This window comes from Streptomyces sp. ISL-66 (genome assembly GCF_018614135.1).
GTDB lineage: Bacteria > Actinomycetota > Actinomycetes > Streptomycetales > Streptomycetaceae > Streptomyces.
Genome location: NZ_JAGGOW010000056.1, coordinates 37,441 through 57,545, shown reverse-complemented (window position 1 = coordinate 57,545; position 20,105 = coordinate 37,441). Strand labels below are relative to the sequence as shown.

The 20,105-nt window shown below is 72.4% G+C and carries 14 protein-coding genes and 1 pseudogene; 10 read left to right on the top strand and 5 right to left on the bottom strand.

What is annotated here, in order from left to right; translation table 11 throughout:
- Window positions 1–51: 51 nt before the first annotated feature.
- Together J7E97_RS12115 and J7E97_RS12110 are read right to left on the bottom strand one after the other, a co-directional pair.
- Window positions 52–561 carry an SUKH-3 domain-containing protein gene (locus J7E97_RS12115; protein WP_215025690.1) on the bottom strand — a complete coding sequence of 170 codons (510 nt, stop codon included), beginning with the start codon at window positions 559–561 and terminating at the stop codon, window positions 52–54.
- A gap of 2 nt (window positions 562–563) precedes the next feature.
- On the bottom strand, window positions 564–1,028 hold the full coding sequence (locus tag J7E97_RS12110; protein WP_215025751.1) for a YwqJ-related putative deaminase: 465 nt from the start codon (window positions 1,026–1,028) through the stop codon (window positions 564–566).
- Between the two features lie 467 nt (window positions 1,029–1,495).
- On the opposite strand from J7E97_RS12110, the gene J7E97_RS12105 reads away from it, so the two are divergent.
- The 4 genes from J7E97_RS12105 (at window position 1,496) to J7E97_RS12090 (ending at window position 6,784) form a co-directional block, all read left to right on the top strand.
- A complete protein-coding gene (locus J7E97_RS12105) occupies window positions 1,496–2,512 on the top strand; it encodes an SMI1/KNR4 family protein (protein ID WP_215025688.1) in 1,017 nt (338 codons plus the stop codon).
- A 7-nt stretch (window positions 2,513–2,519) separates the two neighbouring features.
- The gene (locus tag J7E97_RS12100; protein WP_215025683.1) at window positions 2,520–5,054 is read left to right on the top strand and encodes an SUKH-4 family immunity protein; all 2,535 of its coding nucleotides are present in this window, start codon (window positions 2,520–2,522) and stop codon (window positions 5,052–5,054) included.
- A gap of 160 nt (window positions 5,055–5,214) precedes the next feature.
- On the top strand, window positions 5,215–6,087 hold the full coding sequence (locus J7E97_RS12095) for a DivIVA domain-containing protein (RefSeq protein ID WP_215025680.1): 873 nt from the start codon (window positions 5,215–5,217) through the stop codon (window positions 6,085–6,087).
- Window positions 6,088–6,370: 283 nt separating this feature from the next.
- Window positions 6,371–6,784 (top strand): adenylyltransferase/cytidyltransferase family protein, encoded by a 414-nt coding sequence (locus J7E97_RS12090; RefSeq protein WP_308346471.1) that lies wholly within the window; start codon window positions 6,371–6,373, stop codon window positions 6,782–6,784.
- 26 nt (window positions 6,785–6,810) lie between these two features.
- Here the strand turns inward: J7E97_RS12090 and J7E97_RS12085 are convergent, their stop codons facing one another.
- Together J7E97_RS12085 and J7E97_RS12080 are read right to left on the bottom strand one after the other, a co-directional pair.
- A complete protein-coding gene (locus J7E97_RS12085; protein ID WP_251054313.1) occupies window positions 6,811–7,623 on the bottom strand; it encodes a hypothetical protein in 813 nt (270 codons plus the stop codon).
- Between the two features lie 129 nt (window positions 7,624–7,752).
- Window positions 7,753–9,342 carry an MFS transporter gene (locus J7E97_RS12080; protein ID WP_215025670.1) on the bottom strand — a complete coding sequence of 530 codons (1,590 nt, stop codon included), beginning with the start codon at window positions 9,340–9,342 and terminating at the stop codon, window positions 7,753–7,755.
- A gap of 345 nt (window positions 9,343–9,687) precedes the next feature.
- Between J7E97_RS12080 and J7E97_RS12075 the strand changes: the two genes are divergently transcribed.
- Both J7E97_RS12075 and J7E97_RS12070 read left to right on the top strand, forming a co-directional pair.
- Window positions 9,688–10,464: an ABC transporter ATP-binding protein gene (locus J7E97_RS12075; protein WP_251054312.1), complete on the top strand. Its 777-nt coding sequence runs from the start codon at window positions 9,688–9,690 to the stop codon at window positions 10,462–10,464.
- Window positions 10,461–13,034, top strand: a complete 2,574-nt coding sequence (locus J7E97_RS12070; protein WP_215025665.1) for an ABC transporter permease — start codon at window positions 10,461–10,463, stop codon at window positions 13,032–13,034. Before J7E97_RS12075 ends, J7E97_RS12070 begins: the two co-directional genes overlap by 4 nt.
- Window positions 13,035–13,114: 80 nt before the next feature.
- Here the strand turns inward: J7E97_RS12070 and J7E97_RS12065 are convergent.
- Window positions 13,115–13,459 (bottom strand): annotated as a pseudogene (locus tag J7E97_RS12065) (type II toxin-antitoxin system VapC family toxin); the annotation flags it as partial.
- Window positions 13,460–13,620: 161 nt separating this feature from the next.
- On the opposite strand from J7E97_RS12065, the gene mfd reads away from it, so the two are divergent.
- From mfd to J7E97_RS12045, 4 genes are all read left to right on the top strand, one after another.
- Window positions 13,621–17,154 carry a transcription-repair coupling factor gene (gene mfd, locus J7E97_RS12060; RefSeq protein WP_215025662.1) on the top strand — a complete coding sequence of 1,178 codons (3,534 nt, stop codon included), beginning with the start codon at window positions 13,621–13,623 and terminating at the stop codon, window positions 17,152–17,154.
- Window positions 17,155–17,476: 322 nt separating this feature from the next.
- Complete coding sequence (locus tag J7E97_RS12055) at window positions 17,477–18,091, top strand: hypothetical protein (RefSeq protein WP_215025660.1); 615 nt, start codon at window positions 17,477–17,479, stop codon at window positions 18,089–18,091.
- A complete protein-coding gene (locus J7E97_RS12050) occupies window positions 18,088–19,590 on the top strand; it encodes a serine/threonine-protein kinase (RefSeq protein ID WP_215025658.1) in 1,503 nt (500 codons plus the stop codon). Before J7E97_RS12055 ends, J7E97_RS12050 begins: the two co-directional genes overlap by 4 nt.
- A gap of 131 nt (window positions 19,591–19,721) precedes the next feature.
- A partial coding sequence (locus J7E97_RS12045; protein WP_215025656.1) for a hypothetical protein occupies window positions 19,722–20,105 on the top strand: 384 nt, incomplete at its 3' end.

The following is a 20,105-nucleotide window of genomic DNA, read 5'->3' as shown; positions in this document are numbered from 1 at the left end:
GGAGGAGGGGCGTTGTCCGGAAGCCGGGGAGCGGCTTCCGGAGCTGGGCGGTCAGGCCGTTGTCAGGCGGGTGGGCTGGAGGCCGGTCAGGAGGAGGGTGAGGGCTTCGTCGAGGGTGGCGCCGAGGTACCAGTCGCCGGTGTGGTCCACGCAGTAGACGCGGCCTTCGCGGTCCAGGGCGAGGTGGGAGGTTCCGTCGGCTTCGATGCCGAGGGGGCAGAGCTGGGTGGAGAGGGCGCGGCCGAGGTCGGCGAAGGTGCGGGCGAGGTGGAGCCCGGTCAGGGGGTCCAGTCGTAGGGAGGTGGGGGCGATCTGGCGGCCGGGGCCGGGGGCGGTGACGGTGAGGTTGCCGAATTCGGCCCAGGCCTCGACGGCGGCGGGGAAGACGGTGTGGCGGTGCCCGGCGGGGGTCGTGTGGTCGCGCAGGGCGTCGGCCCAGTACTCGGCCTGCTTGATGTCCCAGCGGCCCGGTTCCCAGCCGGCGGTGCGCAGGGCGGAGTCCACGGCGACCGGGAAGCGGGTCGTCGAGGAGCGGTCGTAGGAAGCGGAAGTGGCGGTCATGGCTACTCGGGGTGGGTGAGGTCGACGGGGCGGACGCCGAAGTGGGCGAGGAGGGCCTCGCAGGAGCGGCAGGGCGGTGCGTAGCTGCCGTGGAGCGGGTCGCCGTCCTCGCGGATGCGGCGGGCGGTGATCTTGGAGTGCTTGAGGGAGCGGCGGGCCTCGCTCGGGGTGAGCGGTTTGCGGGAGGCACGCTTGCTGCGGGCGCCCTCGACGGCGGTGAGGTGGCGCGAGAGGAGGATCGCTTCCGGACATCGCCCGGTGAATCGTTCGCGCTGTCCGCTGGTGAGGGTGTCCAGGAAGTCCTGGACGAGGGGGTGCAGTACGGGGTGCAGGTCGGCTTTGCCGGCGGTGCCGGTGAGGGTTTCGCCGCGTACGGAGAGGGCGGCGGCGACGGTCGGGAGGATGCCGTCGCGGCGGAAGCGGAGCGTGGGCACGGCGGGGCGGCCGTCGTCGCTGCTCCAGCGCAGGCGGGGGTCGCCGGGGCCGGTGGTCCGGCTCTGGGCCGGGAGGGGCGCCGGGGCGCCGCCGGGTCCGGTGGGGCCGCTGGTTCCGGGGTGGGCGGCGGTGGCCGCGGGGCCGGTGAGCCCTGGGAGTCCCGGGAGCCCTGGGAGTCCTGGAGGCCCCAAGGGGCCCGCGGGTCCCGCGGGTCCCCGGCGTCCTGAGTCGGCGTCGGCCGGTTCCGAGCGTGTTGCCGTGTTCTGCATGGTTGCGCTTTCCCTCCCGTGGCCGCGGTGGTGACCGCTGTCGCGCACGCCCCCGTGCTGCGGGGACAGCCTGTCAAATGTCCCCTGAGATGTGGAAGCGGGGTCGAATATTCGTATCAATTCGGATCTTCCCGGCCCTCGTGCGGGCGGCCCGCTCGCGTGCGGGTGAGGCCCTTGCCGGAGCACATAGGCTGTGGTGAACCAGCCAGATCCAGCAGGGGGCTACCGCCATGACGACAGGTCGGCTCGGGCAGCAGGCCGCGCCACCCAACTCCGCTTACTCGGGGCAGGTCGTGCATTTTCCGGACCCCGTCCGGGCAGCGCGCCATCCCCACGGAGTCCGCATCGGCGCGAACGGGCATCCCGATTTCGCACCGTACGCACGCGCGGCGGTGGAGATCGCCGAGCCTCCGGAGGGTTTCGGCGTGGACGAGCTGCGCCTGACGGACTGCGTGTCCGCGAACGCCGCGATGCGGGCTACCGGCCACGAACTGTGGGACACGGTCGGTCCGGTGGCGACCCCGCACGGCTGGACCTGGCACCACGTGTCCGGTTCGCGCCGGATGGAACTGGTTCCGGTCGAGGTGAAGGCGCTGCTCCGGCACCACGCGGGGCTGACGACGGTGGCGGTGGACCACGAGAAGCGCGGGACGCGTCCGTTGGAGGAGGTGCGCCCGGTACACCTGGGGCTGCCCAAGACGGTGGTCTCGGTGTCCGAGCAGCAGGTCCAGGGCGTCGAGGAGGACCTCGGCTACCGGCTCCCGGAGGCCTACCGCGCGTTCCTGAAGGCGGCGGGCGGCTGCGCGCCGGTCGGCGCCGGGCTGGACGTCGAGCTCGGCCTGCTGGTGGACCAGCCGTTCTTCACGGTGCGCGAGGAGGCGGCGGTCAACGACCTCGTCTACGCCAACAAGTGCCTGCGGGACCACCTGACGAAGGATTACCTGTGCGTGGCCTTCGTGCAGGGCGGGCTCCTCGCCGTGAAGGTGCGGGGCGATTCGGTCGGTTCGGTGTGGTTCTCCCCGTACGACGACGCGCGTGACCGAGACGGCTGGTCGGTGCAGGAGCGGGTGGAGCGGTTGCTGCTGCCGTGCGGTACGGATTTCGACGCCTTCCTGGAGCGGCTGGCGGGCAATCCGCCGGAGTTGGAAACGGTGGCCGGTCTGATGGTGGACGGCGGATTCGCACGCTCGGTTCCCGTGGCGGGTCCGGCTTCGGCGGCGGAGCCTTCCGCGCCGGTGGAGGGGTGACGGCACGATGGTGACGTTTGCGCAGGCGCAGGAGCGCGCCGAGGAATGGATCAACGGGGACGTGCCCGCGTACCAGCACCGCGAGGTGCGCGTACGGGAGTTCGGGCTCGGTTTCGTGCTGTGGGCGGAGGACCGTCCCGCGGGCCCCGTGTCCGGTGGCGGCCGGCAGCGGCTGGTCATCGCGCGGGACAGCGGGGAGGTGACGCTCTGGCCCGGTCTGCCGGTGGGTGAGGTGATCCGCCGCTACGAGGAGGAGTACGGGGCGTCGGCCGCGCAGGCCGAGGCTTCGGTGCCGGTGCCGAGGATCGACTCGGAGCAGACCTCGTTCATGCTCAGTCCGCCGGAGTGGCTGCAGGAGGCCGCGGACCGGGCGGGGATTCCGCCGGCTGCCCCGGCTGCCCCGGTGGCTCCGGCCGCCCCGGTGACTCCGGCGGTGCCGGTCGCCTCCGAGGCGGAGGCGGAGCCCGTGCCGTTGCGGCGCGGGGGCGAGGTCCCGTACGAGCCGACCGCCAACGACGGGATGCCGGCCGGGGCCACGCCCTGGGCCGGGACGGACGTGAACGGTGCGGACTCCGTGTCCGTGCCGCTGCCGGCGACGGTGTTCGCGCCGCCGCTGTCCGGGTCGGACGCGCCGGACGCTCCGCCGTCCTCCGGGGCGGCCCCGGAGGCGAGGACGACGCTGATGCCGAGGGGCAGCGCGCTGCCGAAGACGGCCGTCGCGCCCGCGCTGGACATGAACGCGGGTCCGGGTGGGCCCGGGGCGGGTCCGGAAGCGGGGCCGGGCTCCGTGTCGGGGTCGGCTTCCGGTCCGGGTCCTGGTTCGGCTTCCGGTCCGGCTTCGGGCCCGCGGTCGGCTTCGGGTGACATCGCCGACGCGCCGACGAGCAAGGCCCGGATCAACCGGCCCGGCGCCGCACCCGTGACGCCCCCGGGTCCGCCCGGTGCTCCGGGTGCGCCCGGAGCGGGGGCGCAGCAGCCCTCGTACGCCGCGACGATGCTCGCGAGCCCCGGTGGGCCGCGGCAGCCGGCTCCTCCCGGTCCTCCGGGTGCTCCCGGTGCTCCCGGTGTGCCCGGTGGTGGGCTGGATCATGCGGCGACGATGCTGGCGGGTCCGGCCGTGACCGGTCAGCCGCCCGCGCCTCCCAGTCCGCCCGGTGCCCCCGGTGCTCCCGGTGCGCCTGCCGCTCCCGGTGTACCCGGGGCGGGTGCGCAGCATGCCGCGACGATGCTGGCGAGCCCCGGCGGACCGCGGCAGCCGGCTCCTCCGGGTCCTGCGGGTGCGCCGGCTCCTCCCGGTCCTCCGGGTCCTCCCGGTGCTCCCGGTGTGCCCGGTGGTGGGCTGGACCATGCGGCGACGATGCTGGCGGGTCCGGCCGTGACCGGTCAGCCGCCCGCGCCTCCCGGTCCGCCCGGTGCCCCCGGCGCTCCCGGGGGCGCTGCGCACCACGCCGCGACGATGCTCGCGGGTCCCGGCGTACCCCAGCCGCCCGGTCCGCCCGGTCCCGCGCCCCAGGCCCCGGTGGCGCAGGCTCCGGCGCCGCAGCCGGCCGCGCCCGTTTCCGGGCTGCCCACGGTCGGTCCCGGCTACCAGGCCGTGCTGCGCTACCGCGCGCCGGACGGTTCCGAGCAGCAGCTCATCCGCCGCTCCGCGCCCGGTACTCCGCACCCGGAGTGGCAGATCCTGCACGAGCTGCGCGCGATGAACGTGCCTCCGCAGCAGGTGCTGGAGCTGCACACCGAGCTGGCTTCCTGTGAGCTGCCGGGCGGCTACTGCGCCCGCATGATCCGGGAGACCTGGCCCCAGGTCCGGATCACGAGCGTGGCCCCGTACGGGACGGACCACGCGGGCCGGCAGCAGGGGATGCGGCACTTGCTGACCCATCAGGGCGAGCTGCACCAGGTGGCGGACGGTCCGGCGCGCCCCGCTCCGGTCCGCGCGCCGCTGGCGCAGGTGCCGTTGCAGCCGGCGATCCCGCTGGACGCGATCGCGCAGGAGCTGGCGGGGGCGTTCGGCCCGCAGGGCGTGTTCCGTTTCGAGCAGCACGCGGTGTCCCGTCAGGGGGTGCCGGAGATCGTGGCGCAGACGCTGATGTGGTCGGGCCTGCCGGTCGACTTCGGGCCGTTCTTCTGGGCGCAGGCGGTGCCGGGTGCACCGCTGCCGACGCTCGCCGAGCTGGCGGCGCAGCGCCAGGTGCAGCCGGCGTCGGACGCGGGCTCGTACCTGGTGGTGGGCAGCGACTTCGGCAAGGCGCTGTGCGTGCAGTACGGGACCGCGCACATCGTGGCGGTGCCGGTGGAGGCCGGTCCGGGCGGTGCGCCGGTGCCGCCGCAGTTCGTGAACTCCTCGCTGCCGCAGTTCGTGCGGTCGCTGGCGATGCTGGGTCACATGTGGCGGTTGCGCCAGCATCTGACGCCGGAGCAGGCGGGCCGGTGGACCGTCGACTTCCAGACGAATCTGGCGGGGCTGGACAGCGCGGCGCTGGCGTCCCCGGAGAACTGGTGGTCGGTGCTGCTGGAGCAGATGTGGGACGGACTGCTCTGACGGCTTCCTGAGCCGAACCGACCGGTTTCCGGTCGTTTTTCCGGTCGGTGCGGATGGCCGGGTCGGGACCCTCGTAGGGGGTCTCGGCCCGGCCATTCGGGCTTCTGCGAGCAAATGACGCATCCTTGGCGGGAATCCCCGCGAGAGAGGCGCTTCCAGGATGAGTGCACCCTTTACGACCGTGCGCGGCCGCGGCTACCGGACGGAAGAGGTGGACCGGTATCTCGCCCGGCTGTCGGGGGGCCGGGACGAGGCTTGGGAGCGGGTGGCCCGGCTGACCGTGCTGGCCAAGCGGATGGAAGCGGAGGCTGAGCGGCTGCGGGCGGCGGTCTCCGGGCTGGTGCCGCAGACGTACGAGGACCTCAGCGAGCGGGCCCGCCGGATCCTGCTGCTGGCCGAGGAGGAAGCGCAGACGGTACGGCTCGACGCGCGCGCGGACGCGCTGGCGGCGGCCGGCGCGGCCGAGGCGCACGCGGACCGGGTCGCGGAGCTGGCGCGCACGGACGCGGACGCGGTGCGCGAGCAGACCGAGGTCCGGGCCCGGCAGGGTCTGCTGCGGGCGGGGCGCGAGGCGGACGAGGCGCGGGCGCGGGCGCGGGACGAGGCGCAGGCGTGGCGGGCGGACGCCCAGGCGGCGCTGGCGGAGATGCGGCGCCGGGCGGAAGCGCTGCTCGCGGAGCGCGAGCAGGAACACGGGGAGCGCTGGGAGGCGTCCGAGCGGGAACTCGCGGCGCGGGAGGCGGAATTCGAGGCCCGGCACGGGGAGCTGGAGCGGGACGCGCAGTCGCGGTTGGCGGAGGCGAAGCGGGAGTTCGCGCAAGCGGAGGAGGCCGCGCGGCACGGTCAGGAGGACGCGGAGGCGAGGGCCGGGGAACTGATCGCCGAGGCGCGGGTGCGGGAGGAGCGGGCCGGCCGGGAGACGGAGCGGATCCTGCGTGAGCACGCCGAATCCCAGGACGATATGCGGGCCCACATGAACCACGTCCGCTCCAGCCTGGCCGCCCTGACGGGCCGCGCCCCGGCGGAGGGCTGACGCCCCGCCGTCGGCCGGATGTGGCGTCGTGGCTCCGGCGGCCCGCCGCCCCCTCTGCGGGGGCCTTCTCCCCGTCACCGGGGCCTGGAGTCGCCGAGCACCGTGTCGGGTGTCGTCAGCGTGAGCGAGGCCGGGAGGATCGTCCTCCCGAACGGCCGCCGGTCATTGCATCATCCCAACTTTGAACTGGTCCCTTACCCATCCATGGGGGATGGTGCAAGATCGCTCTCGCTCCCCACCACCAGCACGGTCCGGCCGCGACCGCGCCTCCCGAAGGACCCTCGTGTCTCAGATCATCGGTTACGCGTCAGGCGTCTTCGACCTCTTCCACATCGGACACCTCAACCTGCTCAGGCAGGCCCGTGCCCAATGCGACCACCTGGTGGCCGGCGTACTGACCGACGAGGCCTCCAGCCACAAGGGACGCCCTCCGCTCGTCCCCCTCCACGAACGGCTTGAGGTCGTCAAAGCCATGACCTGCGTCGATGAGGCGATCGTCGACCACACCCTGGAGAAGATGGACGCCTGGCAGCAGGTCGGTTTCCACCGCCTGTTCAAGGGCGACGACTGGCGCGGCACTGCCCGGGGCGAGCAATGGGAACGGGACTTCGCCGCGGTCGGAGTCGAGGTCGTCTACCTGCCGTACACGATGCACGTCTCCAGCACGAACCTCCGCCTCCTGATTCAGCAACTGTGACGTAAGCCCGCAGCCCCGGGCCTGCCTCAGGACGGGGGTGCGTACCGCAACGGGTCGCTGCGCAGGCCGTGGGCCGTGACGGCCACGGTGGATCCGGCCGGCACGGGCCCCGCCGGCGTCGCCGCCAGCGTCCCCGTCCCCGTGACCTCGGTCGGCAGCACCGTCCCGTCCACCTCGATCCGCGGGTCGTTCCCGAAGCCGCCGCCCTCCACCGTCAGGACGCCTTCCGCCGTCATCGACACCTGGGTGATCACCGGATTGGCGCGCGTCGCCATCTTGTTCACGAGGTACGCGCCCGCCGGCGCCCCCGTCAGCGTCCACATCTCCGTCGGCAGCTTCGGGAGCCCGCCGCCGACGTCCGCGACGAAGAACGCCACCACGTACAGCATCGTGACCGCGCTGAGGGCGACGTACTGCAGGTCGACCAGGTCGGTGCGGCCGCCGTCGTTGGCGATCAGGTCGCGCAGCGGGCGCCGCGCCACGCCCTTCGGCGCGGGTTTGGCCATGGTGCCGTGCTCCACGCGCAGGCCGACCACGGCCTTCGCCGCGATCAGGGCGGTGTACGGGCCCCCGAGCAGCGGCAGGTAGACGGTCGTCAGGGAGGACAGCGGGCCGTCGTGCCCCTGGAACCAGTCGACTCCGCCGCCCGCGGTGAGCCCGTAGGCGAGCGTGGCGCACAGGAGCCAGATCAGGAGCACGGTCCAGGCCAGGGCCAGGGTGACGGAGGTGGAGAGGCGGCCGTCGCGGCCGGTGACGAAGCCGGGGTGGCGGACGAGCCGCACGGTGAGCGGGCCGGCGATGGCGGCGAGTAACGCGAGTGCGAAGAGTGCGGAAAGCATGTGTCCCCCCGGGGAATCGGTCTGCGCAGAGCGTTGCTCATTCAGCCGGGCCATGACAACCCGCCTTTCCTTCCCTCACCCTCGGGTTTCGCCGATCCCCGTACCCCGGCCTGCTTCCCGTTCTCCCCTTTACTCCCCGCGCTGCTCCGGCAGTACGGGGAACTTCCGGGGCGCCATCAGGAGCAGCACCAGCGCCGAGGCGGCCGCCGCGACCGTCGCGCCGAGGAAGATGTGGTCCCCGGCGGCGGCCACCGCGCGCCTCAGGTAGTCGGCTGCGGCCTCCGGGAGGAGCCCGGGGGCGGCCAGGGCTTCGGACACGCCGTCCAGGTGCTCCGGGAGGCCCGGCATCGGGGCGTCGGCCAGCCGGTCCGCGAGGGTGGCGTTCGCGACGGCGCCCAGCAGCGCGGCTCCGATGCTCTGGCCGACGTTGCGGCAGAAGAGCACCGAGGCCGTGGTGGTTCCGCGCTCCGCCCAGCCCACCGTGGACTGGACGCCGACGATCAGCGGGAGCTGGAAGAGGCCGAGGGCTCCGCCCAGCAGCAGCATGATCAGTACGGGCTGCCAGACCGGGGCCGGGTAGGGGAGCAGGGTGAAGGAGAAGAGGATCGCGGCGGCCAGCGCGACTCCGGTGGCGGCGGTGTTGCGGAAGCCGATGCGCCGGTAGACGTGCTGGGCGAGGGCGGCGCTGATCGGCCAGCTCAGGGTCATCGCGGAGGTGACCAGCCCGGCGCTGGTGGGGCCGAGACCGAGGACGGTCTGGGCGTAGGTCGGCATGAAGACCATCGGGGCGACCATCAGCAGGCCGAGCCCGGCCATGGCGAGGTTGACGGCGGCGATGGTGCGCCGGCGCCACACCCAGCCGGGCAGGATCGGTTCCGGGGCCCGGCGTTCGATCCGGACGACGAGGGCGCCGAACGCCGCGCTCGCGCCCAGCAGCCCGAGTGAGGGCGCAGACAGCCAGGGCCAGGCGACCCCGCCCTGGACGAGGGCGAAGAGCAGCAGTCCGCCGCAGGCGAAGACGCCGAGCGCGCCCGCCCAGTCGACGGGGCCGCGGCGGCCCGGGGGCCGGGTGGGCTCGGCCAGGTGACGGGTGATGATCCACAGGGCGGCGGCGGCCAGCGGCAGGTTGAGCAGGAAGATCCAGCGCCAGTCGGTGTACGAGGCGATCAGCCCGCCGAGCGCCGGGCCGGCCAGCGCGGAGCCGGCCCACACGGCGGACATCCGGGCCTGGATGCGGGGGCGTTCGCCCAGCGGGTAGAGGTCGGCGGCGAGGGTCTGGACGGTGCCTTGCAGGGCGCCGCCGCCCAGGCCCTGGAGGATCCGGAAGGCGATGAGGGCGGCCATGTTCCAGGCGGCCGCGCAGAGCAGCGAGCCGAGGAGGAAGAGGCTGATGCCGAGGAGCAGGACGGGCTTGCGGCCGTAGGTGTCGGAGAGCTTGCCGTAGACGGGCAGGGTGACGGTCGCGGCGAGGATGTAGCCGGAGAAGATCCAGGAGAAGACGGCGAAGCCGCCGAGGTCGCCGACGATCTGCGGGACCGCGGTGGAGACGATGGCGCCGTCGAGGGCGACGAGTCCCATCGTCAGCATGAGCGCGGCGACGACGGCGGTACGGGGCCGGGCGGGCGCGGAGGCGCCGGCGTCCTTCGCCCCGGCCTCCGCGCAGGGCATGCTCCCTGCGTCGCCGTCGGTACTCGCGCCCGTGCTCTCCCCTGAGCCCATGAAATGTCCCTTCCACCCCTGCGTACCTGCGCGGACACCTTCTCATCGGTGCGCATCGGGGTGGTATCCCCGAGGGCGCCTCGTCCCTACGGCGGAAATCCCCTAGGGGTTGCTCCTCACAAGGATCCAGGGACGCTTCGTCCCGGCGGAGGAGGAAGTCCGGCGCCGCCGGTCTTTAACTGGTTACTACAGGGCGGGGAGTTCGGGGGTAGGGCTAGCACCCGTATGGATACGGCGCTTGGCACCAGCGCGCCAGAGCCCCCCGGCCAACAGACTTGAAGGAAGCACCCTGCGGACCACACGGACCGCAGGGAACGAGCGAGGGGAAACACCGTGACAACGGCTATGACCGAAACCAGGCACGGGGGCACTGGAGGGCATGCAGCCGTCGCGGCGCGGGCACGGCAGGTCGTCAAGGCCTACGGCACCGGCGAGACGCGCGTCACCGCCCTCGATCGTGTCGACGTGGACATCCATCGGGGCCAGTTCACCGCGATCATGGGGCCCTCGGGCTCCGGCAAGTCGACGCTGATGCACTGCCTCGCCGGCCTGGACACGGTGACCAGCGGCCAGATCCATCTGGACGACACCGAGATCACCGGCCTCAAGGACAAGAAGCTCACGCAGCTGCGCCGGGACCGGATCGGCTTCATCTTCCAGGCCTTCAACCTGCTGCCGACGCTCAACGCCCTGGAGAACATCACGCTCCCCATGGACATCGCGGGCCGCAAGCCCGACGCGCAGTGGCTGAACCAGGTCGTGGAGACGGTGGGTCTGGCGGGCCGCCTCAAGCACCGGCCGACCGAGCTCTCGGGCGGCCAGCAGCAGCGCGTGGCCGTGGCGCGCGCCCTCGCCGCCCGCCCGCAGATCATCTTCGGTGACGAGCCGACCGGAAACCTCGATTCCCGGGCCGGCGCCGAGGTGCTGGGCTTCCTGCGCCGCTCGGTGGACGAGCTCGGCCAGACCATCGTCATGGTCACCCACGACCCGGTCGCCGCCTCCTACGCGGACCGCGTCATCTTCCTCGCCGACGGCCGCATCGTCGACGAGATGCTGCACCCGACCGCCGAGGGCGTGCTCGACCGCATGAAGGACTTCGACGCGCGCGGGCGGACCTCATGACCGTCATGAAGACCGCGCGGCGCAACTTCTTCGCGCACAAGGGACGGATGGCGCTCTCGGCCGTCGCCGTCATGCTCTCCGTCGCGTTCGTCTGCGGCACCCTGGTGTTCACCGACACCATGAACACCACCTTCGACAAGCTGTTCGCCGTCACCGGCTCCAATGTCACGGTCAGTGCGAAGACCGCCGAGAGCAGCGACGAGATCCCCGGCACCGGCAAGCCGCAGACGCTGGCCGCCTCGGTCGTCGAGCAGGTGAAGAAGGCCGAGGGCGTGAGGTCGGTCGAGGGCGGCGTCTCCTCGATGGCCGTCACCGTCGTCAACTCCAAGAACGAGAACCTCGGCTCGACCAGCGGCGCCCCGACCTTCGCGGGCAACTGGACCGAGAACGAACTGAAGTCGATGAAGGTCACCGCCGGCGGGCCCCCGCGGGGCCCCACCGAGGTGATGATCGACGCGGACACCGCGAAGAAGCACCACCTGGGGCTCGGTGACGACATCCGCACCATCGCCGTCACCGGCGACATCCGTTCCAAGATCAGCGGTATCGCCGCCTTCACCGTGACCAACCCGGGCGCGACCGTCGTCTACTTCGACACCGCCACCGCGCAGCAGAAGCTGCTCGGCGCCCCGGACACCTTCACGCACGTGTTCGTCACCGCGAAGGACGGGGTGAGCGACGCTCGGCTCAAGCAGCACGTCGCCGCAGCCGTCGGAGCCGACACGTACATGCTGCAGACCGCCAAGGAAGCCGCGGACGCCAACCGCAAGGACATGTCCTTCCTCGACGTCATGAAGTGGGTGATGCTCGGCTTCGCCGCGATCGCCTTCCTCGTCGGCATCTTCCTGATCTTCAACACCTTCTCGATGCTCGTCGCCCAGCGCACCCGCGAGATCGGCCTGATGCGCGCCATCGGTGCCAACAGCGGCCAGGTGCTCAAGTCGGTGGTCATCGAGGCGTTCCTGCTCGGTGTGGTCGGCTCGCTGCTCGGCGTCGGCGCCGGCATCGGCCTGGCCGTCGGCCTGTTGAAGCTCATGGGCCAGATGGGCATGAGCCTGTCCACCGACGATCTGACGATCGCCTGGACCACCCCGGTCGTCGGCATCGTCCTGGGTGTCGTCGTCACCGTCGTTTCCGCCTTCATACCGGCCCGCCGGGCCGGCAAGGTCTCCCCGATGGCGGCCCTGCGCGAGGTCGGCACCCCCGGCGACAAGAAGGCCGGCCGGATCCGGGCCGCCGTCGGTCTGGCCCTCACCGGCATCGGGGCCGCGGGCCTGTTCCTCGCCGCGACCGCGGACGCGGCCGGTACCGGAGCCCAGTGGCTCGGTCTGGGCGTCCTGTTCACCCTCATCGGCTTCATCGTGATCGGCCCGCTCCTCGCGAACGTCGTGGTCCGGGCCGTGTCCGCTCCGGTGCTGCGGCCCTTCGGCTCCATAGGCCGCCTCGCCGAGCGCAACGCGCTGCGCAACCCGCGCCGCACCGGTGCCACCGCCGCCGCGCTGATGATCGGCCTCGCGCTGGTCGCCTGCCTGTCGGTGGTCGGCTCCTCGATGGTGGCCTCCGCCACCGACGAGCTCGACAAGTCGGTCGGCGCGGACTACATCGTGCAGTCCCAGACGATGCAGCCGGTCGTCCCGCAGGCCGAGGAGGCGCTGCGCAAGACCCAGGGCCTGGCCCACGTGACGGCGTACCGGGAGGTGGACGTCAAGATCACCACCCCTGACGGCGCCACCGAGTCGGACGGCCTCGGCGTCCAGGACCCCACGTACGCCAAGGACGTCCGCCGCAAGATGACCGCCGGTGAGCACGCGGCGGCGTACGGGCCGGGCTCGATGTCGGTGGGCTCCGAGTTCGCCACGAAGCACCAGGTGAAGCTCGGTGACCAGTTGACGGTCGCCTTCACGGGCGGCAGCACCGTCAAGCTCAAGGTCGCGGCGATCACCAGCGACGAGGGCAACCTCGACAAGGGCATGAAGTACACCAGCACCGCCGTCGCCGAGGCGAACCTGCCGGCCGACGAGTTCCCGAGGCCGTTCATGCTGCTCGGCACCGCGAAGGACGGTCAGGACGCCGCCGCGTACACGGCGGTCAAGTCGGCGCTGGCCGAGTACCCGCAGTACCAGGTGCTCAGCCGGACGGACTACAAGCAGGCCCTGAAGGACCAGGTCGGTCAACTGCTGAACGTGGTCTACGCGCTCCTCGCCCTCGCGATCATCGTCGCGGTCCTGGGCGTCGTGAACACCCTGGCCCTCTCGGTGGTCGAGCGGACCCGCGAGATCGGCCTGATGCGTGCCATCGGCCTCTCCCGCCGCCAGCTGCGCCGCATGATCCGCCTGGAGTCGGTGGTCATCGCCCTCTTCGGAGCCCTGCTGGGCCTCGGCCTGGGCATGGGCTGGGGCGCCACCGCCCACCAGCTCCTCGCGCTCCAGGGCATGAAGATCCTTGAGATCCCGTGGCCGACGATCCTCGGAGTCTTCGCCGGCTCCGCCCTGGTCGGCCTGCTGGCCGCCCTCTTCCCGGCCTTCCGGGCGGGCCGGATGAACGTCCTGAACGCGATCGCCAGCGAGTAGTCGCGGGGCGGTCGTACGGGGGAACGCCCCGGCCCCGGTCCGCCCTCAGGGGCGGGCCGGGGCCGGTCGGCGTCGGCCGGTCAGACGGCCAGTACGGGCACGTCGTAGAGCGGGATGAACTTGTCGCGGGTGACGAGGGTGAGCCCTTCGGTCTGTGCTTGCGCGACGAGCATCCGGTCGAAGGGATCCTGGTGGTGGGGCAGCTGCCCGGCACGGACTCCGTGTTCGGCGACGATGGACAGCGCCTGGAATTGGGTGCCCTGTGCGCGGACGGCCAGGTCTTCCGGGCCGGTGAGTTTCCCGGTCGCCTGTTTCACGGAGATCTCCCATGGCGTGACGGCGCTCATGTAGACCCGGCGCTCGGCGGCCAGGAGGTCGCGCGTTTCGTTGGGCAGCTCACCGTTGAGCCACCACAGGACGACGTGGGTGTCGAGTAGCGGGCAGCTCCGTCACTCGGCCGAGTGACGGCAATCCCACGCGCGAGCGACCCGGGGGCGTCGTAGGGTGGGAGCCCCCGGCCCGTACGACGTGTCGGGCCCTTCGCGTTGCCGCCTCACGGCACCTCACCGGATGGAAAGCCGCTTTCATGAGCCTGCACGGACTGCTCGACGCCGTCACCCGGGACCCCGCACTCGCCGAGGCGGTCACCGCGGCCGGGGACGGCAACCGCACGCACGTGGACCTCGTCGGCCCGGCCGCCGCGCGGCCCTTCGCCATCGCCGCGCTGGCCGCCCGTACCGAGCGGACGGTGCTCGCGGTCACCGCCACCGGGCGGGAGGCCGAGGACCTGGCCGCCGCGCTGCGCTCCATGCTGCCGCCCGACGAGGTGGCGGAGTACCCGTCGTGGGAGACCCTGCCGCACGAGCGGCTCTCGCCGCGCAGCGACACCGTCGGCCGCCGGATCGCCGTGCTGCGCCGGCTCACGCACCCGAGCAAGGACGACCCCGCCACGGGCCCGGTGTCCGTGGTCGTCGCGCCGATCCGGTCGGTGCTCCAGCCGCAGGTCAAGGGGCTCGGTGACCTTGTCCCCGTGAGCCTGCGGCAGGGCGAGAGCGTGGACCTCGGCGAGGTGACGCACGCGCTCGCCGCGGCCGCGTACGCCCGCGTCGAGCTCGTCGAGAAGCGCGGCGAGTTCGCCGTGCGCGGCGGCATCCTCGACGTGTTCCCGCCCACCGAGGAACACCCGCTGCGCGTGGAGTTCTGGGGCGACGAGGTCGAGGAGATCCGCTACTTCAAGGTCGCCGACCAGCGGTCCCTGGAGATCGCCGACCACGGCCTGTGGGCCCCGCCCTGCCGGGAGCTGCTGCTCACCGACGAGGTGCGCGGGCGCGCCGCGGCCCTCGCCGAGCTCCACCCCGAGCTCGGCGAACTGCTGCACAAGATCGCCGAGGGGATCGCGGTCGAGGGCATGGAGTCCCTCGCCCCCGTCCTGGTCGACGACATGGAACTGCTGATCGACGTACTGCCCGCCGGTTCGATGGCCGTCGTGTGCGACCCGGAGCGGGTCCGCACGCGCGCCTCCGACCTGGTGGCGACCTCCCAGGAGTTCCTGATGGCCTCCTGGGCGGCCACCGCGGGCGGCGGTGAGGCGCCCATCGACGTGGGCGCGGCCTCGCTCCGCGGGATCGCCGACGTACGGGAGCACGCGCGCGAGCTCGGCATGATGTGGTGGTCGGTCTCCCCCTTCGCCGCCGACGAGGAGTCCGTGGGCGGGGACACGCTCAAGCTCGGCATGCACGCCCCCGAGGCCTACCGCGGAGACACCGCCCGCGCCCTCGCCGACACCAAGGCCTGGATCGCCGACGGCTGGCGCACCGTCTACCTCACCGAGGGCCACGGCCCGGCCGCCCGCACCGTCGAGGTCCTCGGCGGCGAGGGCATCGCGGCCCGCCTGGAGTCGAACCTCGCCGCCCTGGAACCCTCGCTGGTCCACGTCGCGTGCGGCTCCCTCGACAACGGCTTCGTCGACCCGGCCCTCAAGCTCGCCGTCCTCACCGAGACCGACCTGACCGGCCAGCGCACCGCCACCAAGGACCTGGGCCGGATGCCGACCCGGCGCCGCAAGACGATCGACCCCCTCACCCTGGGGGTCGGCGACTACATCGTCCACGAGCAGCACGGCGTCGGCCGCTACGTCGAGATGGTCCAGCGCACCGTCCAGGGCGCCACCCGCGAGTACCTCCTCGTCGAGTACGCCCCGGCCAAGCGCGGCCAGCCCGGCGACCGGCTCTACATCCCCACCGACCAGCTGGAGCAGGTCACCAAGTACGTCGGCGGCGAGGCCCCGACCCTGCACCGGCTCGGCGGCGCCGACTGGACCAAGACCAAGGCGCGCGCGAAGAAGGCCGTCAAGGAGATCGCCGCCGACCTGATCAAGCTCTACAGCGCCCGGATGGCCGCCCCCGGCCACACCTTCGGCCCGGACACCCCCTGGCAGCGCGAGCTGGAGGACGCCTTCCCGTACGCGGAGACCCCCGACCAGCTCACCACCATCGCGGAGGTCAAGGAGGACATGGAGAAGTCGGTCCCCATGGACCGCCTGATCTGCGGAGACGTCGGCTACGGAAAGACCGAGATCGCGGTGCGCGCCGCGTTCAAGGCGGTCCAGGACGGCAAGCAGGTCGCCGTCCTCGTCCCGACCACCCTGCTCGTGCAGCAGCACTTCGGGACCTTCTCCGAGCGGTACGCGCAGTTCCCCGTCAAGGTGAAGGCGCTGTCCCGGTTCCAGAGCGACAGCGAGTCCAAGGCCACCCTGGAGGGCCTGCGCGAGGGCTCCGTCGACATCGTCATCGGCACGCACCGCCTCTTCTCGCAGGAGACCAGGTTCAAGGACCTGGGCCTGGTCATCGTCGACGAGGAGCAGCGGTTCGGCGTCGAGCACAAGGAGCAGCTGAAGAAGCTGCGCGCCAACGTCGACGTCCTGACGATGTCCGCGACCCCCATCCCGCGCACCCTGGAGATGGCGGTCACCGGCATCCGCGAGATGTCCACGATCACGACCCCGCCCGAGGAGCGCCATCCGGTCCTGACCTTCGTCGGCCCTTACGAGGAGAAGCAGATCGGCGCCGCGGTCCGCCGCGAGCTGCTCCGCGAGGGCCAGTGCTTCTACATCCACAACCGGGTCGAGTCCATCGACCGGGCGGCGGCGAAGCTGCGCGAGATCGTGCCCGAGGCGCGCATCGCCACCGCGCACGGGCAGATGTCGGAACAGGCGCTGGAACAGGTCGTGGTGGACTTCTGGGAGAAGAAGTTCGACGTCCTGGTCTCCACGACGATCGTCGAGTCCGGCATCGACATCACCAACGCCAACACCCTCATCGTCGAGCGCGGCGACAACTTCGGCCTCTCCCAGCTCCACCAGCTGCGCGGCCGCGTGGGCCGCGGGCGCGAGCGCGGGTACGCGTACTTCCTCTACCCGCCGGAGAAGCCGCTGACCGAGACGGCGCACGAGCGGCTCGCGACGATCGCCCAGCACACCGAGATGGGCGCGGGCATGTACGTGGCGATGAAGGACCTGGAGATCCGAGGCGCGGGCAACCTGCTCGGCGGCGAGCAGTCCGGCCACATCGCGGGCGTCGGCTTCGACCTGTACATCCGCATGGTCGGCGAGGCCGTGGCGGACTACCGGGCGGCCATCGAGGGCGGTCCGCAGGAGGAGCCCCCGCTGGAGGTCAAGATCGAGCTGCCCGTCGACGCGCACGTCCCGCACGACTACGCGCCGGGAGAGCGGCTGCGCCTGCAGGCGTACCGGTCCATCGCGGCGGCCAACTCCGAGGAGGACGTCAAGGCGGTGCGCGACGAGCTCACCGACCGCTACGGCAAGCTGCCGGAGCCGGTGGAGAACCTGCTGCTGGTGGCCGGACTGCGGATGCTCGCCCGCGCCTGCGGAGTCGGTGACATCACCCTCCAGGGACCCAACATCCGCTTCGGCCCGGTGGAGTTGCGCGAATCGCAGGAGCTGCGCCTGAAGCGGCTCTACCCGGGCTCCTTGCTCAAGCCGGCCGCCTCGCAGGTGCTGGTCCCGCGGCCGAAGACGGCCCGGGTGGGCGGGAAGCCGCTGGTCGGACGGGAACTCCTGGGGTGGACCGGCGAGTTCCTGGCCACGATCCTCGGCTCGTAGGCCCGTAGGGGGCGCGCGCCGGCCGCGGCGGCGGCCGCGGCGGGGGACCTGCACGGTCCCCGGCCGCGGCCGTTCGCGCTCTCTGCGGGGCTGATCCCGCGGGGCTGATCCCGCCGGGCTACTTCTGCGGGTCGTCGTCGATGCCGAGGCGGCTTTTGCGACGCTACGCGCCTTTGAGGGCATTCGCTCGCCGCAGCCCCCGGGCCCTTGCGGGCGGCCGGGCCGCGACCGTACAACGGTTGGGCGCATCCCTCACTCCCGGCCGGAAACGCTGTATACGCTCAGTTCGAAACTTCCCTCGTACGGCCCGTCAGGAGCAGCGATGCACGGCCCAGGCATCCCGCCGCAGCATGGTCACCAGCCCAACACCGGGAACGTGGTGGCGCTTCGCGTGCTGTTCACGCTGCTGCCCATCCTGAGCTGCGGGTTCCTCGCCTGGGGGTCGCTGCTGCGGCTCGCGGTGGTCACCCGCAGGTCCCGGGACTGGTGGCTGGTGGGGGCGAGCGGCGCCCTCGAGGTCCTCTGGCTGGTGCTGATCGGCGCGGACACGACCCCTGAACTCACGGCCTGGCAGAGCGACGTCGGCGCGGTCGGCACGCTCGGGACCGGCCTCGCGGTCTGCGTGTACTACCTCGTCGCCGACATCCGGCACCACGAGCAGCTCAAGGCCGCCCGGGCCGCCGGGTGGTACCCGGGGCCCGCGTCCCCCTACGCGTCGCCGCTCCAGCAGGAGACCCGGCCCTCCTACGGATACCCGCCGCCGGTCGCCCCGCACCAGCCGCCCCGGCACGCCCCGCAGGTTCCGCGGCAGGTCCCGGAGCCCGCACCCGCCCCGGCGACGCCGCCGCGCATCGGGCAGGTCCGCGCCGAACTCGACGAGCTCAGCGAGCTCCTGCGCCGCCGCGAATCACCGAACGACGACGGCCCGCGCCCGTGACCGAACGCCTCATCGGAGACCGCTACCGGCTCGCGACCATCCTGGGCCAGGGCGGCATGGGCCAGGTCTGGACGGCGTACGACCAGCGCCTGGACCGCCGCGTCGCCGTCAAACTCCTGCGCCCCGACAAGGTGGCCGGCCCCGGTTCCGTGGCCGACGAACTGCGCCGCCGCTTCGTGCGCGAATGCCGGGTCACGGCGCAGGTGGACCATCCCGGGCTGGTCACCGTGCACGACGCGGGCAGCGACGGCGACGAGTTGTACCTCGTCATGCAGTACGTCGAGGGCACCGACCTCGCCGATCACCTCGCGGGGCGCCACCCCTACCCGTGGACCTGGGCGGTCTCGGTGATCGCTCAGCTGTGCTCGGTGCTGTCGGCCGTGCACGCGGTGCCGATCGTGCACCGGGACCTGAAGCCGCGCAATGTGATGGTCCGGCCCGACGGGACCGTGCTGGTCCTGGACCTCGGCGTCGCCTCGGTGATGGACACCGACACCACCCGCCTCACCAGCACCGGTTCTCCGATCGGCAGCCCCGCGTACATGGCTCCCGAGCAGGCCATGGGCGGAGCCGTCGGCCCGCACACCGACCTCTACGCGCTCGGCGTGGTGCTCTACGAACTGCTGTCCGGAAACGTCCCCTTCGCGGGGTCCACGGCCCTCGGTGTCCTCCACCGGCACCTGTACGAAGCCCCGCTCCCGGTCCGCCCCTCCCGCCCCGACGTCCCGCAGCAGCTGGAAGCCCTCCTCCTGCGCCTCCTCGCGAAGGACCCGCAGGACCGGCCCGGCTCCGCGCAGGAGGTCTACGCGGCCCTCGCGCCGCTGCTGCCCCACCGCGGCTCCGGAGCCCCCGCCGGGGAGCTCGACCCGACCCGCCCCTTCCTGCGCCCGCAGGCCCCCTGGCCCGACCGCGCCACGGTCATCCCGCCCCGGCCGGCCACCCCGCCCACGAGGCCGGACGTCCCGGCCGCGGTGGAGGAGGCGAAGAAACTCCTGGACCAGGGCCTGCTCGCCCAGGCGGTGGACATCCTCGGCGGGATCCTCCCGGCGGCGGCCGAACAGCACGGCGAGCACTCGGCGGTGGTCCGCTCCCTGCGCAAGCAGTACGCGGCCACGCTGATGGACGACGGCCAGTTCCGCCGCGCCCTGCCCGAACTGCGCCGCCTGGCCGAGGAGTTCCCGGCCGGCGACCCGCGGGCCCTGCGCTTCCGCTACGACGCGGCCCAGTGCCTGGAGCAACTCGGCGAACCGGCGGCCGCCCTCGCCGAATACCGCTCGCTGCTGCCGCTGTTCGAGAACCACTACGCGAACCCGGACCCGGGCCTCCCGCTGGAGGTGCGTCGCCGGATAGCGCACCTGCTGCTCTCCCTCGGCGACCGCCCGGCGGCCCACGACACCCTGTCCCGTCTCCTCTTCGACGCGGAACGCCTACACGGCCCGGCCCACCCCTTCCCCGCAGAGGTCCGCCGCACCCTGCACTGGCTGAGCCAGGTCCGCTGATATATCCGGCCGGGGTGGCCGGATCACGACTCTGTATCTCATCGGCGGGCGGCGGGTGATGGTCCGATTTGCGCAGGTCGGGGCGTGTAGCGTACGCGCGTTCGATGACCGATCTTCTTAGAGGACAGCCCATGGCCACCCCGCCTCCGCCGCACCCTGTCGACCCCCAGCAGGTCCCGCCCGTCGAGACCGCCGCGCCCGCGCAGAAGGGCGGCAAGGGGAAGAAGATCCTCCGGGTGGCCGCGCTGATCGTGCTCGCCGTCGTGGTGAAGGTCGGCATCTCCTACTTCTTCAACGCGCCCGTGCACGCCGAGGCCGGCGACTGCGTTTCGGTGACCGGCAGCGATACCGACCCCAAGGTGTCGACGAAGAAGTGTGACGACAAGGACGCCAACTACAAGGTCATCAAGGTCATCGACGACTCCTTCGACGTCAACGCCTGCGGCCAGGTCGGCGAGGCCGCCCTCGCGCAGCAGTGGGAGCAGGAGAAGTTCGTCCTCTGCCTGGGCCCGGTC